We start from the raw sequence: 17449 nt of genomic DNA on the forward strand, positions 1-17449 counted from the left end.
TGATGCTGGACGAGAACCAGCCCGGCGATCCTGAGCCTGGGGAACACCGGTCACCGGCTGAACCACCATCGCCAGCGCCACCGGACGAAGCCGAGGACGGTGCGGTCGGGATCGACCGGCCGGAGCATGGCCACCGGGATCCCCGATCCGCACCGGAGGCTGGCACCCCCACGCCGGGCGACTTCACCGACGACCAGGACGACCAGCTGAAGCCGCACGACCTGTTCCAGCGACTCCAAGCGTTCGTCGAGCCGAGCGGCGGAATCGAGGTCGGAGACCAGTCGGTCCACGGGCAGAACGCGACCGGCCACGGCGCGACCGCCATCGGTGTGGTCAACATAACCACCGCCAGCGAAACGACCGAGGCGGCGGCCTGGCTTGAACAGATCTCCACTCGCCGGTTGCGCCGGTTGGCGGACGGCTACGCTCCAGCCGACAGCGACGGCGAGCTGAATCAGCGGCTGCGGAGTCAGCGGCTGGTCTTCCTGACCGGTAAGCCGGGTAGCGGCCGGCACACCTCCGCCTGTCTGGCGTTGGCCCAGCGGCACGACCCCGACCGGATCGGTGAGCTGTCGGCCACCCGGATCCGTGCCCTCCTCGGTGCCGCTACTCCGCTCCGCAAGGCATGGGGCTACATCCTGCAACTGGACAAGAGCACGAACCTGGATGAGATGGCGTTTATCGACCTGGCAGCCCGGTTGGAGGTGTTGGAGGCCAGCGTCGTCGTCATCGACGAGACCAGAGCTGGCTCGTACGAGTTGGACGACCACCTGGTGACGCATCGCGCCGCCGCACCGGAGACCGTATTCCGGGTCGGGCTGACCCACCGCCTCAAGGGTCGATGTGTGGGCGACTGCGTCGACTGCCAAGGAAGCTGTGTCGACAGCTACGTACGGGATGAGTGCGGGAAGAACCCGTCGCTGATCGCCTACCTCGCCACCCGGCCCCGTAACGCGGAGATAGCCCACGTCGTGCGTCGGATCGCGGACCGGGCACCCCGGGGAGCGGCGCTGACGGCACTGCTCGAACACGAGCTTCCGGTCAAGCTACGGGCCCGGGCCGAGGAGATCCTGCATCCGGCGCGGAGCGGGAGTACTACGGTCCTGGCAGCTGACGAGGCCGACCGACTGTGCGCGTTCCGGATCTCCTGTGCGGTGCTGGAGGGGGAGCCGGTCGCGCAGCTGAGCCGATCGGCGCACCGACTGCTCCACCCGGGGACCGGTGCGGCGGCGGATCTCTCTGGCGGCCTGCTGCGCCAGCCAGATCTGCGTGAACTCCTCGGTGACCTGCTCTGGCAAGCCACCGGCCGGGACGACCATGGGGCAGCGGCGGGTCGTACGGAGTCCATCCGGTTCACCCCCGCCAACCAGACACTGCCCCTGCACATGTTGGCGGTCGCCTGGCGGGACTGGGGTGCCGAGCGGATGCTCAGCTGGCTGGACGAGCTGGTCCGGACCGAGGCGCCCGGGGTACGGCTGGCGGCGGCCCGAGTGGTCGGCTGGTCCGCCGGGCAGGACTTCGATGCCGCCGTGACGGTGATGGGCCGACTGTCCCGGGAGCGTAGAGCCGGGTTGCGCCAGGCGGCCGGGGTGGCGATGGTCGGTGCCGCGACACAGCCGGTGCTGCGCACCCGGCTACGACGGGTGGTAGGCGGCTGGGCCACCGGCTCCGCCTACCAGCGCGACACGGCTGCGCGGGCCTACGCGCTGGGGTTGAGCTGGCTCTGGCCCGAGGTGGCGATCGAACAGCTACGCCTGGTATCGGCGGATCGGATGCAGCGGTACACGCACGTGGTCGCACGTGCCATCGATGAGGTCTATCAGGCGGGATATGCCCCGGTACTCGTACCGGCCCTGGTCGACTGGGTGAACTCGGTGAACCGGGAGGTGCGGATCCAGGCCGCTCGTGCGCTGCGCCTGCTCGCGGCCCGCTGGGCGGAGCCACACCGTCCACACTGGCCCGCTCTGCTCGACCTGGTCGATGACGGAGTGTTGAAGCTTCCGGACGTGGCCGCGCTCTGGGCGGCGGCGCTCAGTCTGCCTGAGACCGCGTACCGGTCCTGGCGGCTGCTCGGGCACTGGATATCCCGCGCACACCCCTATCCGGATGTCGTCGACGCGGTCACCGCTCTGCTCGCCGCGGTGATCGTCGACGCTCGGCTCGGGCGTCGTCTCGCCCACCAGTACCTGCACGTGTGGCAGCCGAACATGCCGCAGAACCATGTTCTCGACCGTATTCCACAACTACTGGCAAGGGGCTGACCGTGTCCGTTCCTCCCCTCCCCATCGATCCCGGGCCGGCTCAGCCCCGGTCCTTCGGCCAATGGCTGCGGGACCTGGTGGGGGCCCCGCCCGCCTACGTTCCGCCGCCGCCACCACCGCTTCCGGCTCCCCCTCTGGTGGCCGTCACCCAGCAGATCGAGCCGGACGAGCCCATCCTCGTGCCGGCCGAACGCGACGCCTTCGACTTCTACATCCATCCGGTCTACATCTGGTCCGGTGTCGGCCTGCCCGTCCAGCAGCTCCGGCAGTACGCGCACCAGTTCGAGGGCTGGGCACGCCGGACGGTACGCGACGAGGCCATCGGAATCTCCCGGCAGCACGCCCCGCACCAGGGGCGGGCCCTGGAATGGGCACTCAACGAGCGGTTCGACAGCCAGAACTGGCCGAGGAGCTATCGCATCGACGGGCTGGTCCTCAAGTTCCGCCCCCGGGTACGGGTGGTCCTGGACCAGCGGATCCGGGAGTATCTGCGCCCCTACTGGCAGGAGCGGATCAGGATGGAGTGCGACCACGAACTGGGGCTGCTCCGGACGAGGCTGGTGGCCGAGCTGACCCGGGAGTGGTGCGAGGTGCTGCGAAGGTTGGGGCAGGAGCCGACGGCGGCGCATGCGTCGCGGTTGACCGACGAGCGGTTCGCGAAGGTGTTCCGGGAGTTCGTCGAGGAGCAGCGCCAGGTGGTGCCGGACATAGTGGATCTGCTTCGGTACGCGGTCGGGAAGCACGACGACCTGGGGCTCGGCCCGTCGGAGTACACCCAGGCGTGGGATGTGGCGCTACGGACGTATCAGAAGCAGCATGGCTTGACGATCGGTGCCCAGCCGGACCGGTGAGGGCTGCGTCGCCGCACCCGGCGGGGTCGGCGGGCTGGTGTGGTCCAGTCCGCCGATCCCGCCCCGGTCGACTCATTCGTCGCCGGGCTCCGTCGCGTCCGGCTGGTTGCCGCTGACCAGGTTGAAGGCGCCGGTCAGCAGGTTGAGCGCGACCAGCCCGACGACCTCGGCGATGACCCGGTCGCTCCACCCGTGGGTGCGCAGCTCGGCGACCTCCTCGTCGGTGATCGAGGCTGGTTCGACCAGGACACGTACACCGAAGGACAGGAGCGCCGCCTCGCGTACGTCGGTGGCGGTGCCCTGCCGGGCCAGGCTGATGTCGGTGTCGGTCAGGCCGGCTGCTCGGCCGCCCTGGGTGTGCGCGACCAGGCAGGTGCCGCAGCCGATCCATTCCTGGAGGGCGAGGGAGATTCTTTCGCTCAGCGAGCGGGGGAGCTTGATGCGTTTCATCGCCTTGGAGAGGTCCAGGTAGCCCTGGAGCAGCGCGGGGGAGTGGGCCATGGTACGGACCATCGTGCCGGCGCTGCCGTGCCGGCTGATGATGTCGCCGAGGAGCTCACCGGACTTTCGGGGGGCTTCGGCAGGGTCGAGGGGCTGAAGTCGACGCACGGAAACCTCCATCTCGGACGGAAGTGGGATCATACCCCCTGGGGGTAATTGCTCGTATGGCGAGCTGTTGGGGGGTTGATGTGTTGACAGCCGGGGCGCGTGGTCCGGTAGCATGGCGGACATGATCATCGAATTCATCCGCCTGCGTTCCGCCTGAGGCGGCGCGTCGTGCCGGTCGACTCTCGGCCGGCTCTTGGGTGACCTGGTCGAGCCCTGCCTGTTAAGGCCTGTGGCCCGGGTCGTTTCTGCGTCGTGTCGCCATCGGATGACCTTTTTCCTCCGAATCGACAGGACCCTTTTCTCATGCATAAATCACGTCATATCGCCATGGTCGGCAGCACCACGCCGAGCCACATCTATCCGTCGCTTGGCCTGATCCGCGAGCTGGTCGACCGGGGGCACCGGGTGACCTACGCGGTCGGCGAGCCGCTGACCGACCTGGTCGCTCCAACCAGGGCCGAGCCGATCACCCACCCAACGATCCTGCCGCAGGGCGACACCGCCTGGCCGGAGGACCCGGGTACGGCGATGCGGGTGTTCCTCGACGAGGGCATCGCGGTGCTCCCGCGCCTGACCGCCCGCTACGACACCGACCGGCCGGATCTCGTGCTCTACGACATCGGCGGTCTCCCCGGACCGTTGCTGGGGGTCCGGTACGGCGTACCGGCGGTGCAGCTGTCGCCGACCATGGTCGCCTGGGACGGCTACGAGGAGGACATGGCCGAGATCCTCACCGCCATCTCCGAGTCCCCGTCCGGGCGGGACTACTACGCCACCCTCGGCAGGTGGCTGGTCGAGAACGGGATCCACGATGATCCGCGCTGGCATCTCGCCCATCCGGAGCAGGTGTTGTCGCTGATCCCACGGGTGATGCAGCCGAACGCCGACCGGGTGCCGGATTCGGTGCGGTTCGTCGGTCCGTGCCTCGACCCGGCCCGACTCGCGGATACGAGCTGGACCCCACCCGCCGGCGGCCGACGGGTCCTGCTGGTCTCCTTCGGTACGGCCTACAACGACCAGCTGCCGGTCTACCGGGCGTGTCTGAGCGGGTTTGCCGACTCGCCGTGGCACGTCGTACTGGCCATCGGTGACAAGGTGGATCCGGCCGACCTGGGGCCGCTGCCGGAGAACGTGGAGGTGCACCGCCGGGTGCCGCAGTTGGCGGTGCTGGCCCACGCGTCGGCCTTCGTCACGCACGCGGGGATGGGCGGCTGCACCGAGGCGCTCTGGTTCGGCGTGCCCACGGTGGCGATTCCGCAGGCGGTGGACCAGTTCGGCAACGCCAACCTGTTGGTCGAGAACGGCGTTGGCCGGCAACTGTCGGCCGACGAGGTCACCGCGGAGACGCTGCGCGCGGCGGTGGACGCGGTCGCCGACGATCCGCAGGTACGGCGCCGGCTGGCCGATATCCAGGTCGAGGTACACGCCAACGGCGGCCTGGGCCACGCGGCCGATGCGGTGGAGACGTTCCTGGACCAGTAACTACGGCGACTAACTGAACGAGTAGTTGCCACATCAAGGGTGCCCGCCATCAGAACGTGGTGGCGGGCACCGCCCTGTGGTCGTACCTCGTTTCTCAATTCGGGTCAGTGCGGGAAGGCCGAGGCCCGCGAGTTGTCAGCCCACTGGCATATCCTGGCCGCCCCTCAGGGATCCAGTGAGAGATTCGAGAGAATGACTGACCTGTCTGCTTTTCCGCTGCCCTTTCTGGCTTACCACAGGGTGCCGGTCGCCCCGCCCCGGACGCTGCGCGAACTTCAGATGATGCGGCTGAGCGCCCACATTCGGGCGAAGCCACAGTGGTTCGTCAAGATGAACGACGCCGACATCGTCGCCAGGTGGACGCGGGAAGCGGCTGCTCAGGGCCTGACCGAGGCGCAGATTCGTTATGTGCTCGCGGAACTGGCGTACTACGCCGAGCTTCGAGACGAGCGGACCGGCATCGAGGTGTCCGCTGTCGACGGGGTGTGGCAGTCGGACACTCTGATCGACAACGACCTGAGGTCCCGGCTGCGGGAGGCGGTGCGGGCGCTGGAAGAGGTCCCCGAGGCGGAGCAGGATTGGCATCCGGGATCGAACGGACAGGTGCTGGACCTGGTGCACCCCTCACTGTTCTGCCTCGTGCGTCACAAGAGCCGCGTGGACGACCTGGCATGGCAGACTCCGGCATTCGTTGTGGGGTACGCGTACTCGAAGAAGTACCAGTGGCTACCCACCGATGTCGAGGTCGACGACGACGGCAACGCTGTCTTCGGTTCGTACGTCAACAACGTCCACCCCGTGGCCCACCGCGAACTCGAGTCTGTCCTTCCGGTGCTCTTTGCGCGCCTCCGTCCGCTGTTCGAAAGAGTGCTCACGGATCTGCGCCAGCCGCGGCCCCTGCGGATCGAGGCTGATCCCTGGACCTGGTATGACGATGCCCCGGGCCAGCCGGTCGAACCATCCGATGGCGACGAGGCGGCCCGTGATGCATTCGACGTAGCCATGGACGAATGGTGGGAGACTCGCCGCCCGGTCGTCCCGGACGCCCCCGTCTTCAGCCCGCCCGCATTCCCTGACAACTCCGCTCGGGTCGACCTGTGCGGCCGCCGGCTACAGGTCATCGTCAAGCTCGCCAACATCCACCTCACCCCGGGCAAGCCCGAGTACCCCGGCGGTAGCTGGCATGTCGAGGGCATGATGAACGAGCGCATCGTTTCGACCGGCATCTACTACTGGGACAGCGAGAACATCACCGCCAGTCAGCTAAGTTTCCGGGCGGCGATCGAAGACCCGGAGTACGAACAGAACGACGCCAACGGTGTGCGTGAGGTCTACGGTCTGGATGACGAGGACTCGCTGAATCAGGTGCTGGGGTCGGTGGACACCCACGCGGGCCGCTGCCTGGCGTTCCCGAATATCCTCCAGCACCGGGTCGCCCCGTTCCGCCTCGCGGACCCCACCCGGCCGGGGCATCGCAAGATCCTGGCCTTCTTCCTGGTCGACCCCTCGGTAAAGATCACCTCGACATCCGACGTGCCGCCACAACAGCCATGGTCTCCGACCTCGACCATGACGCTGGAGCAGGCCAAGGGGTACCGCGAGCAACTGATGCGGGAACGGAAGTTCCTCGTCGACGAGCACAACGAGACGCTGTACGAGCGAGAGTTCTCCCTCTGCGAGCACTGAGTCGTCTCGGCCGCCGAGTCTCTGCCGGGGCGGTAGGAGCCCCTGCGGGCAGCAACCTTATCCGTGACTCTCCGTAGCGACTCGCATCACCCGGTGGGGGAGCTGTCGGATGTTGGGCTTCCCGCCGAGTGTGCTGCATGATCATGCGAGCGCATGTATGGGCTTGCGACGGTCGGGAAGCCCCTGCTACCTTTCTTGCATATTAATGCGGAGGTAGTTATGGGCATTCGAGTCGCGGTGGCTGGGGCGAGTGGCTACGCGGGCGGGGAACTGCTGCGTCTGATCGTCGGACACCCCGAGTTCGATCTGGTGACCGCCACCGCGCACAGCCAGGCCGGTGCGCCGGTTGCTGCCGTACACCCGCAGCTCACCGGCCTCGACCTGGTGTTCGGCGCGACCGATCCGGCGGTGTTGGCCGAAGCCGATCTGGTCTTCCTGGCCCTGCCGCACGGCCAGTCGGCGACGTTGGCCGCCGCCCTGCCCGAGACGGTCAAGGTGGTCGACCTCGGGGCCGACCACCGGTTGCGCGACGCGGACGCCTGGACCCGCTACTACGGCGGCGCGCACGCCGGGGCCTGGACCTACGGCCTGCCCGAGCTGCCCGGTCAGCGGGCCGCCATCGCCGAATCGAGCCGGGTGGCCGCCACCGGCTGCTACGCCGTGGCCACCATCCTCGCGCTCGCCCCGCTGATCGCCGCCGGGGCCGTCTCGGCCGAGGACGTGGTGGTGGTCGCCGCCTCCGGCACCTCCGGCGCCGGTCGGGCGGCCAAGGTCCACCTGCTCGGCAGCGAGGTGATGGGTGACCTGTCGGCCTACAAGGTCGGCGCGCACCAGCACGTTCCGGAGATCAAACAGGCCACCGGTGCGACCAGCCTGTCGTTCACCCCGGTGCTGGCCCCGATGCCGCGCGGCATCCTGGCCACCGTCACGGCCCGTCCGACGGGGACCGGCCCGGACCCGCGCACGGTGCTGACCGAGGCGTACGCCGACGAGCCCTTCGTGCGGGTGCTGCCCGAGGGGACCTGGCCGCACACCAGCGCCACCCTCGGCGGGAACTCCTGCCACGTCCAGGTCACCAGCGACGTCGACTCCGGTCGGGTGATCGTCTCCAGCGCCATCGACAACCTCGGCAAGGGCGCCGCCGGCCAGGCCGTACAGTGCGCCAACCTGATGCTGGGCCTGCCGGAGACGGCCGGCCTGCCCGCGTACGGGACCACCCCGTGAGCGGCTGCACCATCCGGATCGACGAACGGATCGAGGAAACGGCATGAGTGTCACGGTGCCGAGGGGGTTCCGGGCGGCCGGGGTCGCCGCCGGCCTCAAGACCAGCGGTGCGGCCGACGTCGCACTGGTTCTCAACGACGGGCCGGACGCCACCGTCGCCGGTGTCTTCACCGCCAACCGGGTCAAGGCCGCGCCCGTGCTCTGGTCGCAGCAGGTCGTCCGAGGCGGTGTGGTCCGAGCGGTGGTGCTCAACTCCGGCGGAGCCAACGCGTGCACCGGAGCCCCGGGATTCCAGGACACGCACGCCACCGCCGAGCACACTGCGGCCAGTCTCACCAACTCCCTGCCCCGGATGATCGTCGGGGCCGGTGAGGTGGCGGTCTGCTCGACCGGGCTGATCGGCGAGCGGCTGCCGATGGACAAGTTGCTGCCCGGCGTCCGCTCGGCGGTCCGCGGACTGTCCCGGGACGGCGGCCCGGCCGCCGCCAGTGCGATCATGACCACCGATACCAGGTCGAAGATGACCGTCGTCGCCGGCACCGGCTGGACCGTCGGCGGGATGGCCAAGGGGGCTGGCATGCTGGCCCCGGCCATGGCCACCATGCTCTGCGTCCTCACCACTGACGCGGTCGCCGGTCCGGACCTACTCGACGCGGCGCTGCGGGAAGCGTGCCGGGTGACGTTCGACCGGATCGACTCCGACGGCTGCATGTCGACCAACGACACGGTGCTGCTGCTGGCCAGCGGAGCGTCCGGCATCGAGCCGACCCAGGCTGAGCTGACCGCCGCGGTGACCTCGGCCTGCCACGATCTGGCCCAGCAGCTCCTCGCCGACGCCGAAGGGGCGACCAAGGAGATTGCCATCGAGGTCGTCGGAGCCGCCGACGAGACCGAGGCGGTCGAGGTCGGCCGTTCGGTGGCTCGTAACAACCTGGTCAAGACCGCACTCTTCGGCAACGACCCGAACTGGGGTCGGGTCCTCGCCGCAGTGGGCACCACCAGCGCCGTGTTCGAGCCGGACGAGATCGACGTGGCGGTCAACGGGGTGTGGGTCTGCCGGTCCGGTGCCGCCGCCGAGGACCGGTCGAAGGTCGACCTCTCCGGCCGGTCGGTGACCATCCGGATCGACCTGCACGCAGGCCCGGCCATCGCCACCGTCTGGACCAACGACCTGTCCCACGCGTACGTCCACGAGAACTCGGCCTACTCGACATGAGCGCACCGCTGTCCCGCGACCTGAGCCAGGCACAGCAGAAGGCGGCCACGCTCATCGAGGCGCTGCCCTGGTTGGCCCGGTTCTCCGGGTCCACCATCGTCGTCAAGTACGGCGGCAACGCCATGGTCGACCCGGCGCTGCAACGGGCGTTCGCCGCCGACATGGTCTTCCTGCGCTACGCCGGGCTGAAGCCGGTCGTCGTACACGGCGGCGGGCCACAGATCTCGGCGATGCTGGGCCGGCTCGGCATCGTCAGCGAGTTCAAGGGCGGCCTGCGGGTCACCACGCCCGAGGCGATGGACGTGGTCCGGATGGTGCTGGTCGGCCAGGTCGGCCGGGAACTGGTCGGTTTGATCAACCAGCACGGGCCGTACGCCGTCGGCCTCTCCGGTGAAGACGCCGGGCTGTTCACGGCGGTGCGCCGGCCGGCGTACGTCGATGGCCAGCCGGTGGACGTCGGGCAGGTCGGTGACGTCGACGAGGTCAATCCCTCGGCGGTGACCGACCTGATCGACGCCGGCCGGATTCCGGTGATCTCCACCGTCGCGCCGGACGCGGACGGGGTGCTGCACAACCTCAACGCCGACACCGCCGCCGCCGCGCTGGCGATCGCGCTGGACGCCCGCAAGCTCGTGGTGCTGACCGATGTGCCTGGCCTGTACGCGGACTGGCCGGACACCAGCAGCCTGGTCTCCCAGATCACCACCGACGAACTGGCCGAACTGCTGCCCAGCCTGGAGTCCGGGATGGTGCCGAAGATGGAGGCCTGTCTGCGGGCGGTGCGCGGCGGGGTTCCGGCCGCACATGTGGTCGACGGCCGGGTCGCCCACTCCACGCTGTTGGAAGTCTTCACCTCGGAAGGATTCGGAACGATGGTGGTACCCACAGAGGTGGGCGAGTCATGACCACGCTGGTCGACCGCTGGTCGCAGTCAATGATGGACAACTACGGGACGCCGCAACTCGGCCTGGTCAGCGGCAGTGGTGCCGTCGTGGTCGACGAGGCCGGTCGGAAGTATGTCGACCTGGTCGGCGGGATCGCGGTCAACTCCCTCGGTCACGCGCACCCGGCCGTGGTGGCGGCGGTGTCCAAGCAGATCGCCACCCTCGGGCACGTGTCCAACCTGTTCGTGGCCGAACCGCCGGTGGCGCTGGCCGAGCTGCTGCTCGCCCTGGCCGGCCGGCCAGGGCGGGTCTTCTTCGCCAACTCGGGGGCGGAAGCAAACGAGGCTGCCTTCAAACTGTCCCGCCGCACCGGCCGTACCCACGTCGTCGCCACGTACGGCGGGTTCCACGGCCGTACCATGGGGGCGCTGGCGCTGACCGGGCAACCGGCCAAGGCCGACCCGTTCCGGCCGCTGCCCGGCGAGGTCACCCACGTCCCGTACGGGGATGTGACCGCCCTGGAGAACACCGTCACCGACGGCACCGCCATGGTGATCCTGGAGCCGATCCAGGGCGAGAACGGTGTGATCGTCCCGCCCCCCGGCTACCTTGCCGCTGCCCGGCGGATCACCGCCGAGCACGGTGCGCTACTGGTGCTCGACGAGGTGCAGACCGGCATCGGGCGGACCGGGCACTGGTTCGCCCACCAGGCCGAGGGCGTGGAGCCGGACGTGGTCACCCTGGCAAAGGGGCTCGGCGGCGGGCTGCCGATCGGTGCCTGCCTGGCCTTCGGACCGGCGGCGGAGCTGTTCGGTCCCGGCATGCACGGCACCACCTTCGGCGGTAACCCGGTCAGCTGTGCCGCCGGCCTCGCGGTGATCTCCACGATCGCCAACGAGGGGCTGCTCGACCACGTCAAGCGGGTCGGGGAACGGCTGCGGCACGGCATCGAAGCACTGGGACACCCACTGGTCGCCGAGATCCGCGGCGCGGGCCTGCTGCTCGGTGTGGCGCTGAGGGCCCCGGCCGCCGGTGCGCTCGCCGGTGTCCTACGCGACGCCGGTTTCCTGGTCAACCCGGTGCAGCCGGACGTGATCCGGCTGGCCCCGCCACTGATCCTCACCGCCGAGCAGGCCGACGCCTTCCTCGCCGCGCTGGCCCCGGCGCTCGACGCGGTCGCACCGTCCCCGCTGCCCACCCACGATGACCTGGACCAGCCCTCATGATTCGGCATTTCCTGCGTGACGACGACCTGACTCCGGCCGAGCAGTCGGCCGTGCTCGACCTGGCCGAGCAGATCAAGACCGACCGGTTCGCCCGCCGCCCGCTGGCCGGTCCCCGGGCCGTCGCGGTCCTGTTCGACAAGCCGAGCCTGCGTACCCGGGTCTCCTTTGAGACCGGCATCGCCGAGTTGGGCGGTCACCCGATCATCGTGGACACCCAGACGACCCACTTCGGGCGCGGTGAGTCGCTGGTTGATGCCGGTCAGGTGCTGTCCCGCTATGTCTCCGCCATCGTGATGCGGACCCATGGTGACGACCGGCTGGCCCAGGTCGCGGCCGGCTCGGGTGTGCCGGTGGTGAACGCGCTCACCGATGGTTTCCACCCGTGCCAGCTCCTCGCCGACCTGCTCACCATCCGGGAACGGTGCGGCGGGACCGCCGGCCGGTCCCTGGCCTACGTCGGTGATGCGGCGAACAACATGGCCAACTCCTATCTGCTGGCCGGGGTTACCGCCGGGATGCACGTACGGGTGGCCGGCCCGCCCGGCTACGACCCGTCGCCGGCCGTGGTCAACCGAGCCGAGGAGATCGCCGCCTGGACCGGTGGGTCGGTGCAGGTGCTGCGCGACCCGGCCGAGGCGGTGGACGGGGTGGACGTGGTCGCCACCGACACCTGGACCTCGATGGGGCAGGAGGGCGACGGTCGGGACCGGCTCACGCCGTTCTGGCCGTACCAGGTGAACAAGTCGATGCTGGCGCTCGCCGCGCCGACCGCGATCGTGCTGCACTGCCTGCCTGCGCACCGGGGCGAGGAGATCACCGACGAGGTGCTCGACGGCGGGCAGAGCGCCGTGTTCGACCAGGCGGAGAACCGGCTGCACGCCCAGAAGGCGCTGCTGACCTGGCTGCTCTCGACCGGGCGGCCGGAGTCGGCGCAGGCGCCCGGGGCGGCGTCATGACCAGCCCGGTCACCCGTACCGCCCGGCACGCCCGGATCGTCGAGCTGATCCGGGACCGGACGATCCGCTCGCAGACCGAGCTGGCCGAACTGCTGGCCGGGGAAGGCGTGCAGGTCACCCAGGCCACCCTCTCCCGTGACCTGGAGGAGTTGGGCGCGGTCAAGGTGCGCGGTGGCGACGGACCGGCCGTCTACCTGATTCCGGAGGACGGCAAGCGTCCCCTGCGCGACGCCGAGCAGGCCCCGGCCCGGCTGGTCCGGCTGCTGCGGGAACTGCTCACCGGATTCGACGCCAGCGGCAACATCACCGTGCTGCGCACCCCACCGGGCGCGGCACAGTACCTGGCCAGCGCGTTGGACCGAGCGGGCCTGCCCGAGATCGTCGGCACCATCGCCGGCGACGACACCATCCTCGTCGTCGCCCGCGAGGCCGTCGGTGGCGCCGAGTTGGGAGCGAAGCTCTCCGCCTGGGCCGGCCGGGAGGAGAACGTCGAAGGGAACACCACACCATGACCGAGCGGGTCGTCCTGGCGTACTCCGGGGGGTTGGACACCTCGGTCGCCATTCCCTACCTGGCCGAGCAGACCGGTGCCGAGGTGATCGCGGTCGCGATCGACCTCGGGCAGGGCGGCGAGGACCTGGCGGCGATCCGGCAGCGGGCGCTGGACTGCGGTGCGGCCGAGTCGGAGGTGGTGGACGCCCGTGAGGAGTTCGCCGCCGACTACTGCCTGCCGGCGGTACGCGCCAACGCCCTCTACATGGACCGCTACCCGCTGGTGTCGGCGCTGTCCCGGCCGCTGATCGTCAAGCACCTGGTGGCTGCGGCCAAGAAGTACGGCGGCACGATCGTGTCGCACGGCTGCACCGGCAAGGGCAACGACCAGGTCCGGTTCGAGGTCGGTCTGGGTGCGCTCGCCCCGGACCTGAAGGTGATCGCCCCGGCCCGGGACTTCGCCTGGACCCGGGACAAGGCGATCGCGTACGCCGAGGAGAAGGGGCTGCCGATCGACGTCACACACAAGTCGCCGTACTCGATCGACCAGAACCTGTGGGGTCGCGCGGTGGAGACCGGCTTCCTGGAGGACATCTGGAACCCCCCGATCGAGGACCTCTACTCCTACACCGCCGACCCCGCCGAGCAGCGTGACCCGGACGAGATCGTGATCACGTTCGATGCTGGCGTACCGGTGGCGATCGACGGCGAGACGGTCACCCCGTACCAGGCGATCCTGGAGCTGAACCGGCGGGCCGGCGCGCAGGGCATCGGCCGGCTGGACATGGTCGAGGACCGGCTGGTCGGCATCAAGAGCCGCGAGGTCTACGAGGTGCCGGGCGCGATCGCGCTGATCATCGCCCACCAGGAACTGGAGAACGTCACGGTTGAGCGTGAGGTGGCTCGGTTCAAGAAGGGCGTCGACCAGCGCTGGGCCGAGCTGGTCTACGACGGACTCTGGTTCTCTCCGCTCAAGCACGCCTTGGACGCGTTCGTGGACGACACCCAGAGGTACGTCTCCGGTGAGGTGCGGATGGTCCTGCACGGCGGTCGCGCCGTGGTCACCGGCCGGCGGTCCGAGGCGAGCCTCTACGACTTCGGGCTGGCCACCTACGACACCGGCGACACCTTCGACCAGTCCCTGGCCAAGGGCTTCGTGCAGCTGTTCGGCCTGCCCAGCCGGCTGGCGGCGGCTCGGGACGCTCGGCTGGGCGGCTCCGCGCAGTAGCCCCGCAGTCGCGAACGAAAAGGAGGCGTGGTGAGCGTGAGGAGTGAGGGAGCGTAGCGAGTGAGCCCCGCAGTCGCGAACGAAAAGGAGGCGTGGTGAGCGTGAGGAGTGAGGGAGCGTAGCGAGTGAGCCCCGCAGTCGCGAACGAAAAGGAGACTCAGCAATGATGGTCGGCGTGGACGACAAGAGCCTGACCGAGAACAGCGCCGGAACCAACCGTACGAGCCTATGGGGTGGCCGGTTTGCCGGTGGCCCTTCGGAGGCGCTCGCGCGGCTCTCCGTCAGTGTTCAGTTCGACTGGCGACTGGCCCCGTACGACCTGGCCGCATCCCGGGCACACGCCCGGGTGCTGGCCCGGGCGGGGCTGCTCGACGCCGAGGAACTGGGCAAGATCCTCGCCGCCCTGGACGACTTGGAGGCCGCCTGCGCCTCCGGGTCGTTCCGCCCCACCATCGACGACGAGGACGTGCATACCGCCCTGGAGCGGGGGCTGCTGGAACGGCTCGGCAGCCTCGGCGGCAAACTGCGCGCCGGCCGGTCCCGCAACGACCAGGTCGCCACCGACCTGCGGCTCTACCTGCGTGACCACGCCCGGGGCGTGGCCGAACGGCTGGTCGAACTGGCCGATGCGCTGGTGGAGCAGGCAGGCCGGCACGTCGACACGCCGGCACCGGGCATGACCCACCTGCAACACGCCCAGCCTGTCACCTTCGGGCATTGGCTGCTCGCCCACGTACAGCCGCTGCTGCGGGACCTGGACCGGTTGCGTGACTGGGATACCCGTACGGCGATCAGCCCGCTGGGTGCCGGGGCGCTGGCCGGCTCGTCGCTGCCGCTGGACCCGGTGCGGGTTGCCCGGGAGTTGGGCTTCACCGCCTCGGCGGCCAACTCGATGGACGCGGTCGCCGACCGGGACTTCGTCGCCGAGTTCCTGTTCATCACGGCACTGGTCGGGGTGCACCTGTCCCGCCTCGGCGAGGAGGTGGTGCTCTGGACCTCGCAGGAGTTCGGCTGGGTGGAGCTGGACGACTCCTTCGCCACCGGTTCGTCGATCATGCCGCAGAAGAAGAACGCGGACATCGCCGAGCTGGCCCGGGGCAAGTCCGGCCGGCTGGTGGGCGGGCTGATGAGCGTGCTGACCATGCTCAAGGGCCTGCCGATGACCTACGACCGGGACATGCAGGAAGACAAGGAGCCGGTCTTCGACGCGGTCGACACCCTGGAGCTGCTGCTGCCGGCCCTGGCCGGGATGATCTCCACGATGACCGTACGGGTCGACCGGCTGGTCGCCGCCGCGCCGGTGGGCTTCTCGCTGGCCACCGAGGTGGCCGACTGGCTGGTCCGCAAGGGCGTGCCGTTCCGCGACGCGCACGAGATCACCGGTCGGCTGGTGGCGCTATGCGCGGCTCGGGACTGTGCCCTGGACGAGGTCTCCGACGAGGACCTGACCACGGTCAGCGAGCACCTCGACCCGGGGGTACGCGAGGTGCTGTCGGTCCGTTCGGCGCTGGCTGCTCGTACCACGCCCGGCTCGACCGGCCCGGGGCCGGTGGCCGACCAGCTCGCCGCCGCCGCCGACAAGCTGGTCAGCTGGCGGGAGTGGGCGGCCGAGCAGGTCGTACCCCGTTGAGCGGGTGGGGTTAGAAGAGGGTCAGCGGCTCGGCGGGGATCGGTTCGGGCAGCGCCGCCAGCCCGGGTACGCGGGCCCGGACGTCGTCGTGGAAGCGACGGGCGAGTACGGGGGCGTCGGCGTTGTCCGGGGTGTGGATGAACACGGTCGGCGACCGGCCCTCGCGTAGCCACTGGGCGGTGACGTCGACCCAGCGCTGCCAGCCTTCGACGGTCTGGGCGGTGTCGTCGCGGCCGAGGTACCGGACGATCGGACGATCGGTCAGTGCGTGCGTCCGCAGCGGCAGCCGCGGTTTCTTGATCCAGGCGTCCCGTTCGGCGTCGCTGCTCGGCGGGGCCTGGAAGAACGCGGTGGTGTCGAACGGTACCCACTCGGCGGCTGCGGTGGCGAGGACCCGTTCCAGGAGTTGGGTGGAGCGTGACTCGGTGAAGAAGGCGGGGTGGCGGACCTCCACGGCGTACCGGTGGGCGGTGGGCAGCCGGCGCAGGAAGCGGGCGAGTGCTGGTACGTCGTGGGGCGCGAACGCACCCGGCAACTGGATCCAGAGGGCGTGGGCCCGTGGCCCGAGCGGCTCGATGGCGTCGAGGAACACGCGTAGCGGCTCGTCGACGTCGTTGAGCCGGCCCTCGTGCGTGACGATCTTCGGTAGCTTGACCACGAACCGGAAGTCGGGATCGGTTTGCCGCGCCCACGAGGCCACGGTGTCCCGGGACGGGGTCGCGTAGAAGGTGGTGTTTCCCTCGACGGCCGTGCACCAGCTGGCGTAGTGCCGGAGACGTTCGTGGGCCGGCAGTGGGTGGGCCACCAGACGTCCCTGCCACGACCTGTGGGTCCACATCGCGCATCCCACGTGAAGACGCATCCTCGATCCCTCCGACAGTTGCCTCGGCGGCTCGGCCGAGTTTCCCGCGCGGTTCTCGGCCTCCGGATGATCACGCTATACGGGCGCGTTGTGATGGGTGGATGGCCGTGCGGCCTGGTGTAATCGCGGGGTGAGCCGTGCGGTCGAGGAGTCCAACCGCCGCCTGCTCCGCGCCCGCGACGCGATGGATCGCGCGTACGCCGAGGCGCTGGACGTTCCGATGTTGGCCCGGATCGCCCACGTCTGCCCGGCGCACTTCATCCGCACGTTCCGGGCCACGTTCGGCGAGACACCGCATCGCTATCTGCAGCGGCGGCGGGTGGAGCGGGCGATGTTCCTGCTGCGGGAGACGGAGCAGAGCGTGACCGACATCTGCCTGGCGGTTGGCTTCACCAGCCTTGGCACGTTCAGTCGGACGTTCCGCGACGTCACCGGCGAGTCGCCGACGGGGTACCGGAAGCGGGCCGTGCCCCCGGCCGCACCGGGCTGTTTCACGATGGCCTACTCGCGCCCCGCGTCGTTTTCGGAGAGGCCCGGCCCGCCGTCGATGGACGAGAAGACCGCCGAGCAGGTCCGGGAGTTGATCGCCAAGGGGGCCAGCGGCTTTTCGATCGGCTTTACCACCGACGACGCCCGCAAGACGTACGAGGACCTCAAGGCAAAGGGGGTCGAGATGGTGGACGGGCCGAACGAGCAGTCGTACGGCATCGACTTCGGTGCCCGGGACCCGTTCGGCAACCACTTCCGGGTGGTCCAGCCCCCCGCTGCCTGACCCATCGTGCTCCGGGTGCCCCGGTGAGAGCTGCCGGGGCACCCGGAGCACGATGGCGCACAGCCTTGGG

At 69.7% G+C, this 17449-nt stretch carries 15 protein-coding genes; 13 read left to right on the top strand and 2 right to left on the bottom strand.

Features of this window, described 5'->3' with window-relative positions:
- Positions 1-2: 2 nt before the first annotated feature.
- Positions 3-2261, top strand: a complete 2259-nt coding sequence (locus FHR38_RS27085; protein ID WP_184537514.1) for a hypothetical protein — start codon at positions 3-5, stop codon at positions 2259-2261.
- Between the two features lie 2 nt (positions 2262-2263).
- Positions 2264-3112 carry a hypothetical protein gene (locus FHR38_RS27090; protein WP_312882431.1) on the top strand — a complete coding sequence of 283 codons (849 nt, stop codon included), beginning with the start codon at positions 2264-2266 and terminating at the stop codon, positions 3110-3112.
- 72 nt (positions 3113-3184) lie between these two features.
- Here FHR38_RS27090 and FHR38_RS27095 read toward each other — a convergent pair whose 3' ends face one another.
- Positions 3185-3721, bottom strand: a complete 537-nt coding sequence (locus FHR38_RS27095; RefSeq protein ID WP_184537516.1) for a carboxymuconolactone decarboxylase family protein — start codon at positions 3719-3721, stop codon at positions 3185-3187.
- 303 nt (positions 3722-4024) lie between these two features.
- Between FHR38_RS27095 and FHR38_RS27100 the strand changes: the two genes are divergently transcribed.
- The 10 genes from FHR38_RS27100 (at position 4025) to argH (ending at position 15745) form a co-directional block, all read left to right on the top strand.
- Entirely contained in the window at positions 4025-5203 is a 1179-nt protein-coding gene (locus FHR38_RS27100; RefSeq protein ID WP_246446762.1) for a macrolide family glycosyltransferase, read from the top strand.
- A gap of 192 nt (positions 5204-5395) precedes the next feature.
- Positions 5396-6889 carry a DUF4246 domain-containing protein gene (locus tag FHR38_RS27105; protein ID WP_184537518.1) on the top strand — a complete coding sequence of 498 codons (1494 nt, stop codon included), beginning with the start codon at positions 5396-5398 and terminating at the stop codon, positions 6887-6889.
- A gap of 219 nt (positions 6890-7108) precedes the next feature.
- Complete coding sequence (argC, locus tag FHR38_RS27110; protein ID WP_184537520.1) at positions 7109-8113, top strand: N-acetyl-gamma-glutamyl-phosphate reductase; 1005 nt, start codon at positions 7109-7111, stop codon at positions 8111-8113.
- Positions 8114-8156: 43 nt separating this feature from the next.
- Positions 8157-9329 carry a bifunctional glutamate N-acetyltransferase/amino-acid acetyltransferase ArgJ gene (argJ, locus tag FHR38_RS27115; protein ID WP_184537522.1) on the top strand — a complete coding sequence of 391 codons (1173 nt, stop codon included), beginning with the start codon at positions 8157-8159 and terminating at the stop codon, positions 9327-9329.
- Positions 9326-10234 (top strand): acetylglutamate kinase, encoded by a 909-nt coding sequence (gene argB, locus FHR38_RS27120; RefSeq protein ID WP_184537524.1) that lies wholly within the window; start codon positions 9326-9328, stop codon positions 10232-10234. Before argJ ends, argB begins: the two co-directional genes overlap by 4 nt.
- Positions 10231-11439 carry an acetylornithine transaminase gene (locus tag FHR38_RS27125; RefSeq protein ID WP_184537526.1) on the top strand — a complete coding sequence of 403 codons (1209 nt, stop codon included), beginning with the start codon at positions 10231-10233 and terminating at the stop codon, positions 11437-11439. The genes argB and FHR38_RS27125 overlap by 4 nt, the downstream gene beginning before the upstream one ends.
- Positions 11436-12395: an ornithine carbamoyltransferase gene (gene argF / locus FHR38_RS27130; RefSeq protein WP_184537527.1), complete on the top strand. Its 960-nt coding sequence runs from the start codon at positions 11436-11438 to the stop codon at positions 12393-12395. The genes FHR38_RS27125 and argF overlap by 4 nt, the downstream gene beginning before the upstream one ends.
- Positions 12392-12907 carry an arginine repressor gene (locus FHR38_RS27135; protein WP_184537528.1) on the top strand — a complete coding sequence of 172 codons (516 nt, stop codon included), beginning with the start codon at positions 12392-12394 and terminating at the stop codon, positions 12905-12907. The genes argF and FHR38_RS27135 overlap by 4 nt, the downstream gene beginning before the upstream one ends.
- The gene (locus FHR38_RS27140) at positions 12904-14115 is read left to right on the top strand and encodes an argininosuccinate synthase (RefSeq protein WP_184537529.1); all 1212 of its coding nucleotides are present in this window, start codon (positions 12904-12906) and stop codon (positions 14113-14115) included. The genes FHR38_RS27135 and FHR38_RS27140 overlap by 4 nt, the downstream gene beginning before the upstream one ends.
- A 166-nt stretch (positions 14116-14281) precedes the next feature.
- On the top strand, positions 14282-15745 hold the full coding sequence (gene argH / locus FHR38_RS27145) for an argininosuccinate lyase (protein ID WP_184540280.1): 1464 nt from the start codon (positions 14282-14284) through the stop codon (positions 15743-15745).
- A 10-nt stretch (positions 15746-15755) separates the two neighbouring features.
- On the opposite strand, the gene FHR38_RS27150 is transcribed toward argH, so the two are convergent.
- On the bottom strand, positions 15756-16607 hold the full coding sequence (locus tag FHR38_RS27150) for a DUF72 domain-containing protein (RefSeq protein WP_184537530.1): 852 nt from the start codon (positions 16605-16607) through the stop codon (positions 15756-15758).
- A gap of 130 nt (positions 16608-16737) precedes the next feature.
- On the opposite strand from FHR38_RS27150, the gene FHR38_RS27155 reads away from it, so the two are divergent.
- Positions 16738-17379, top strand: a complete 642-nt coding sequence (locus FHR38_RS27155; RefSeq protein WP_184537532.1) for a helix-turn-helix domain-containing protein — start codon at positions 16738-16740, stop codon at positions 17377-17379.
- Positions 17380-17449: the final 70 nt, after the last annotated feature.

The organism is Micromonospora polyrhachis (genome assembly GCF_014203835.1).
GTDB classification, from domain to species: domain Bacteria; phylum Actinomycetota; class Actinomycetes; order Mycobacteriales; family Micromonosporaceae; genus Micromonospora_H; species Micromonospora_H polyrhachis.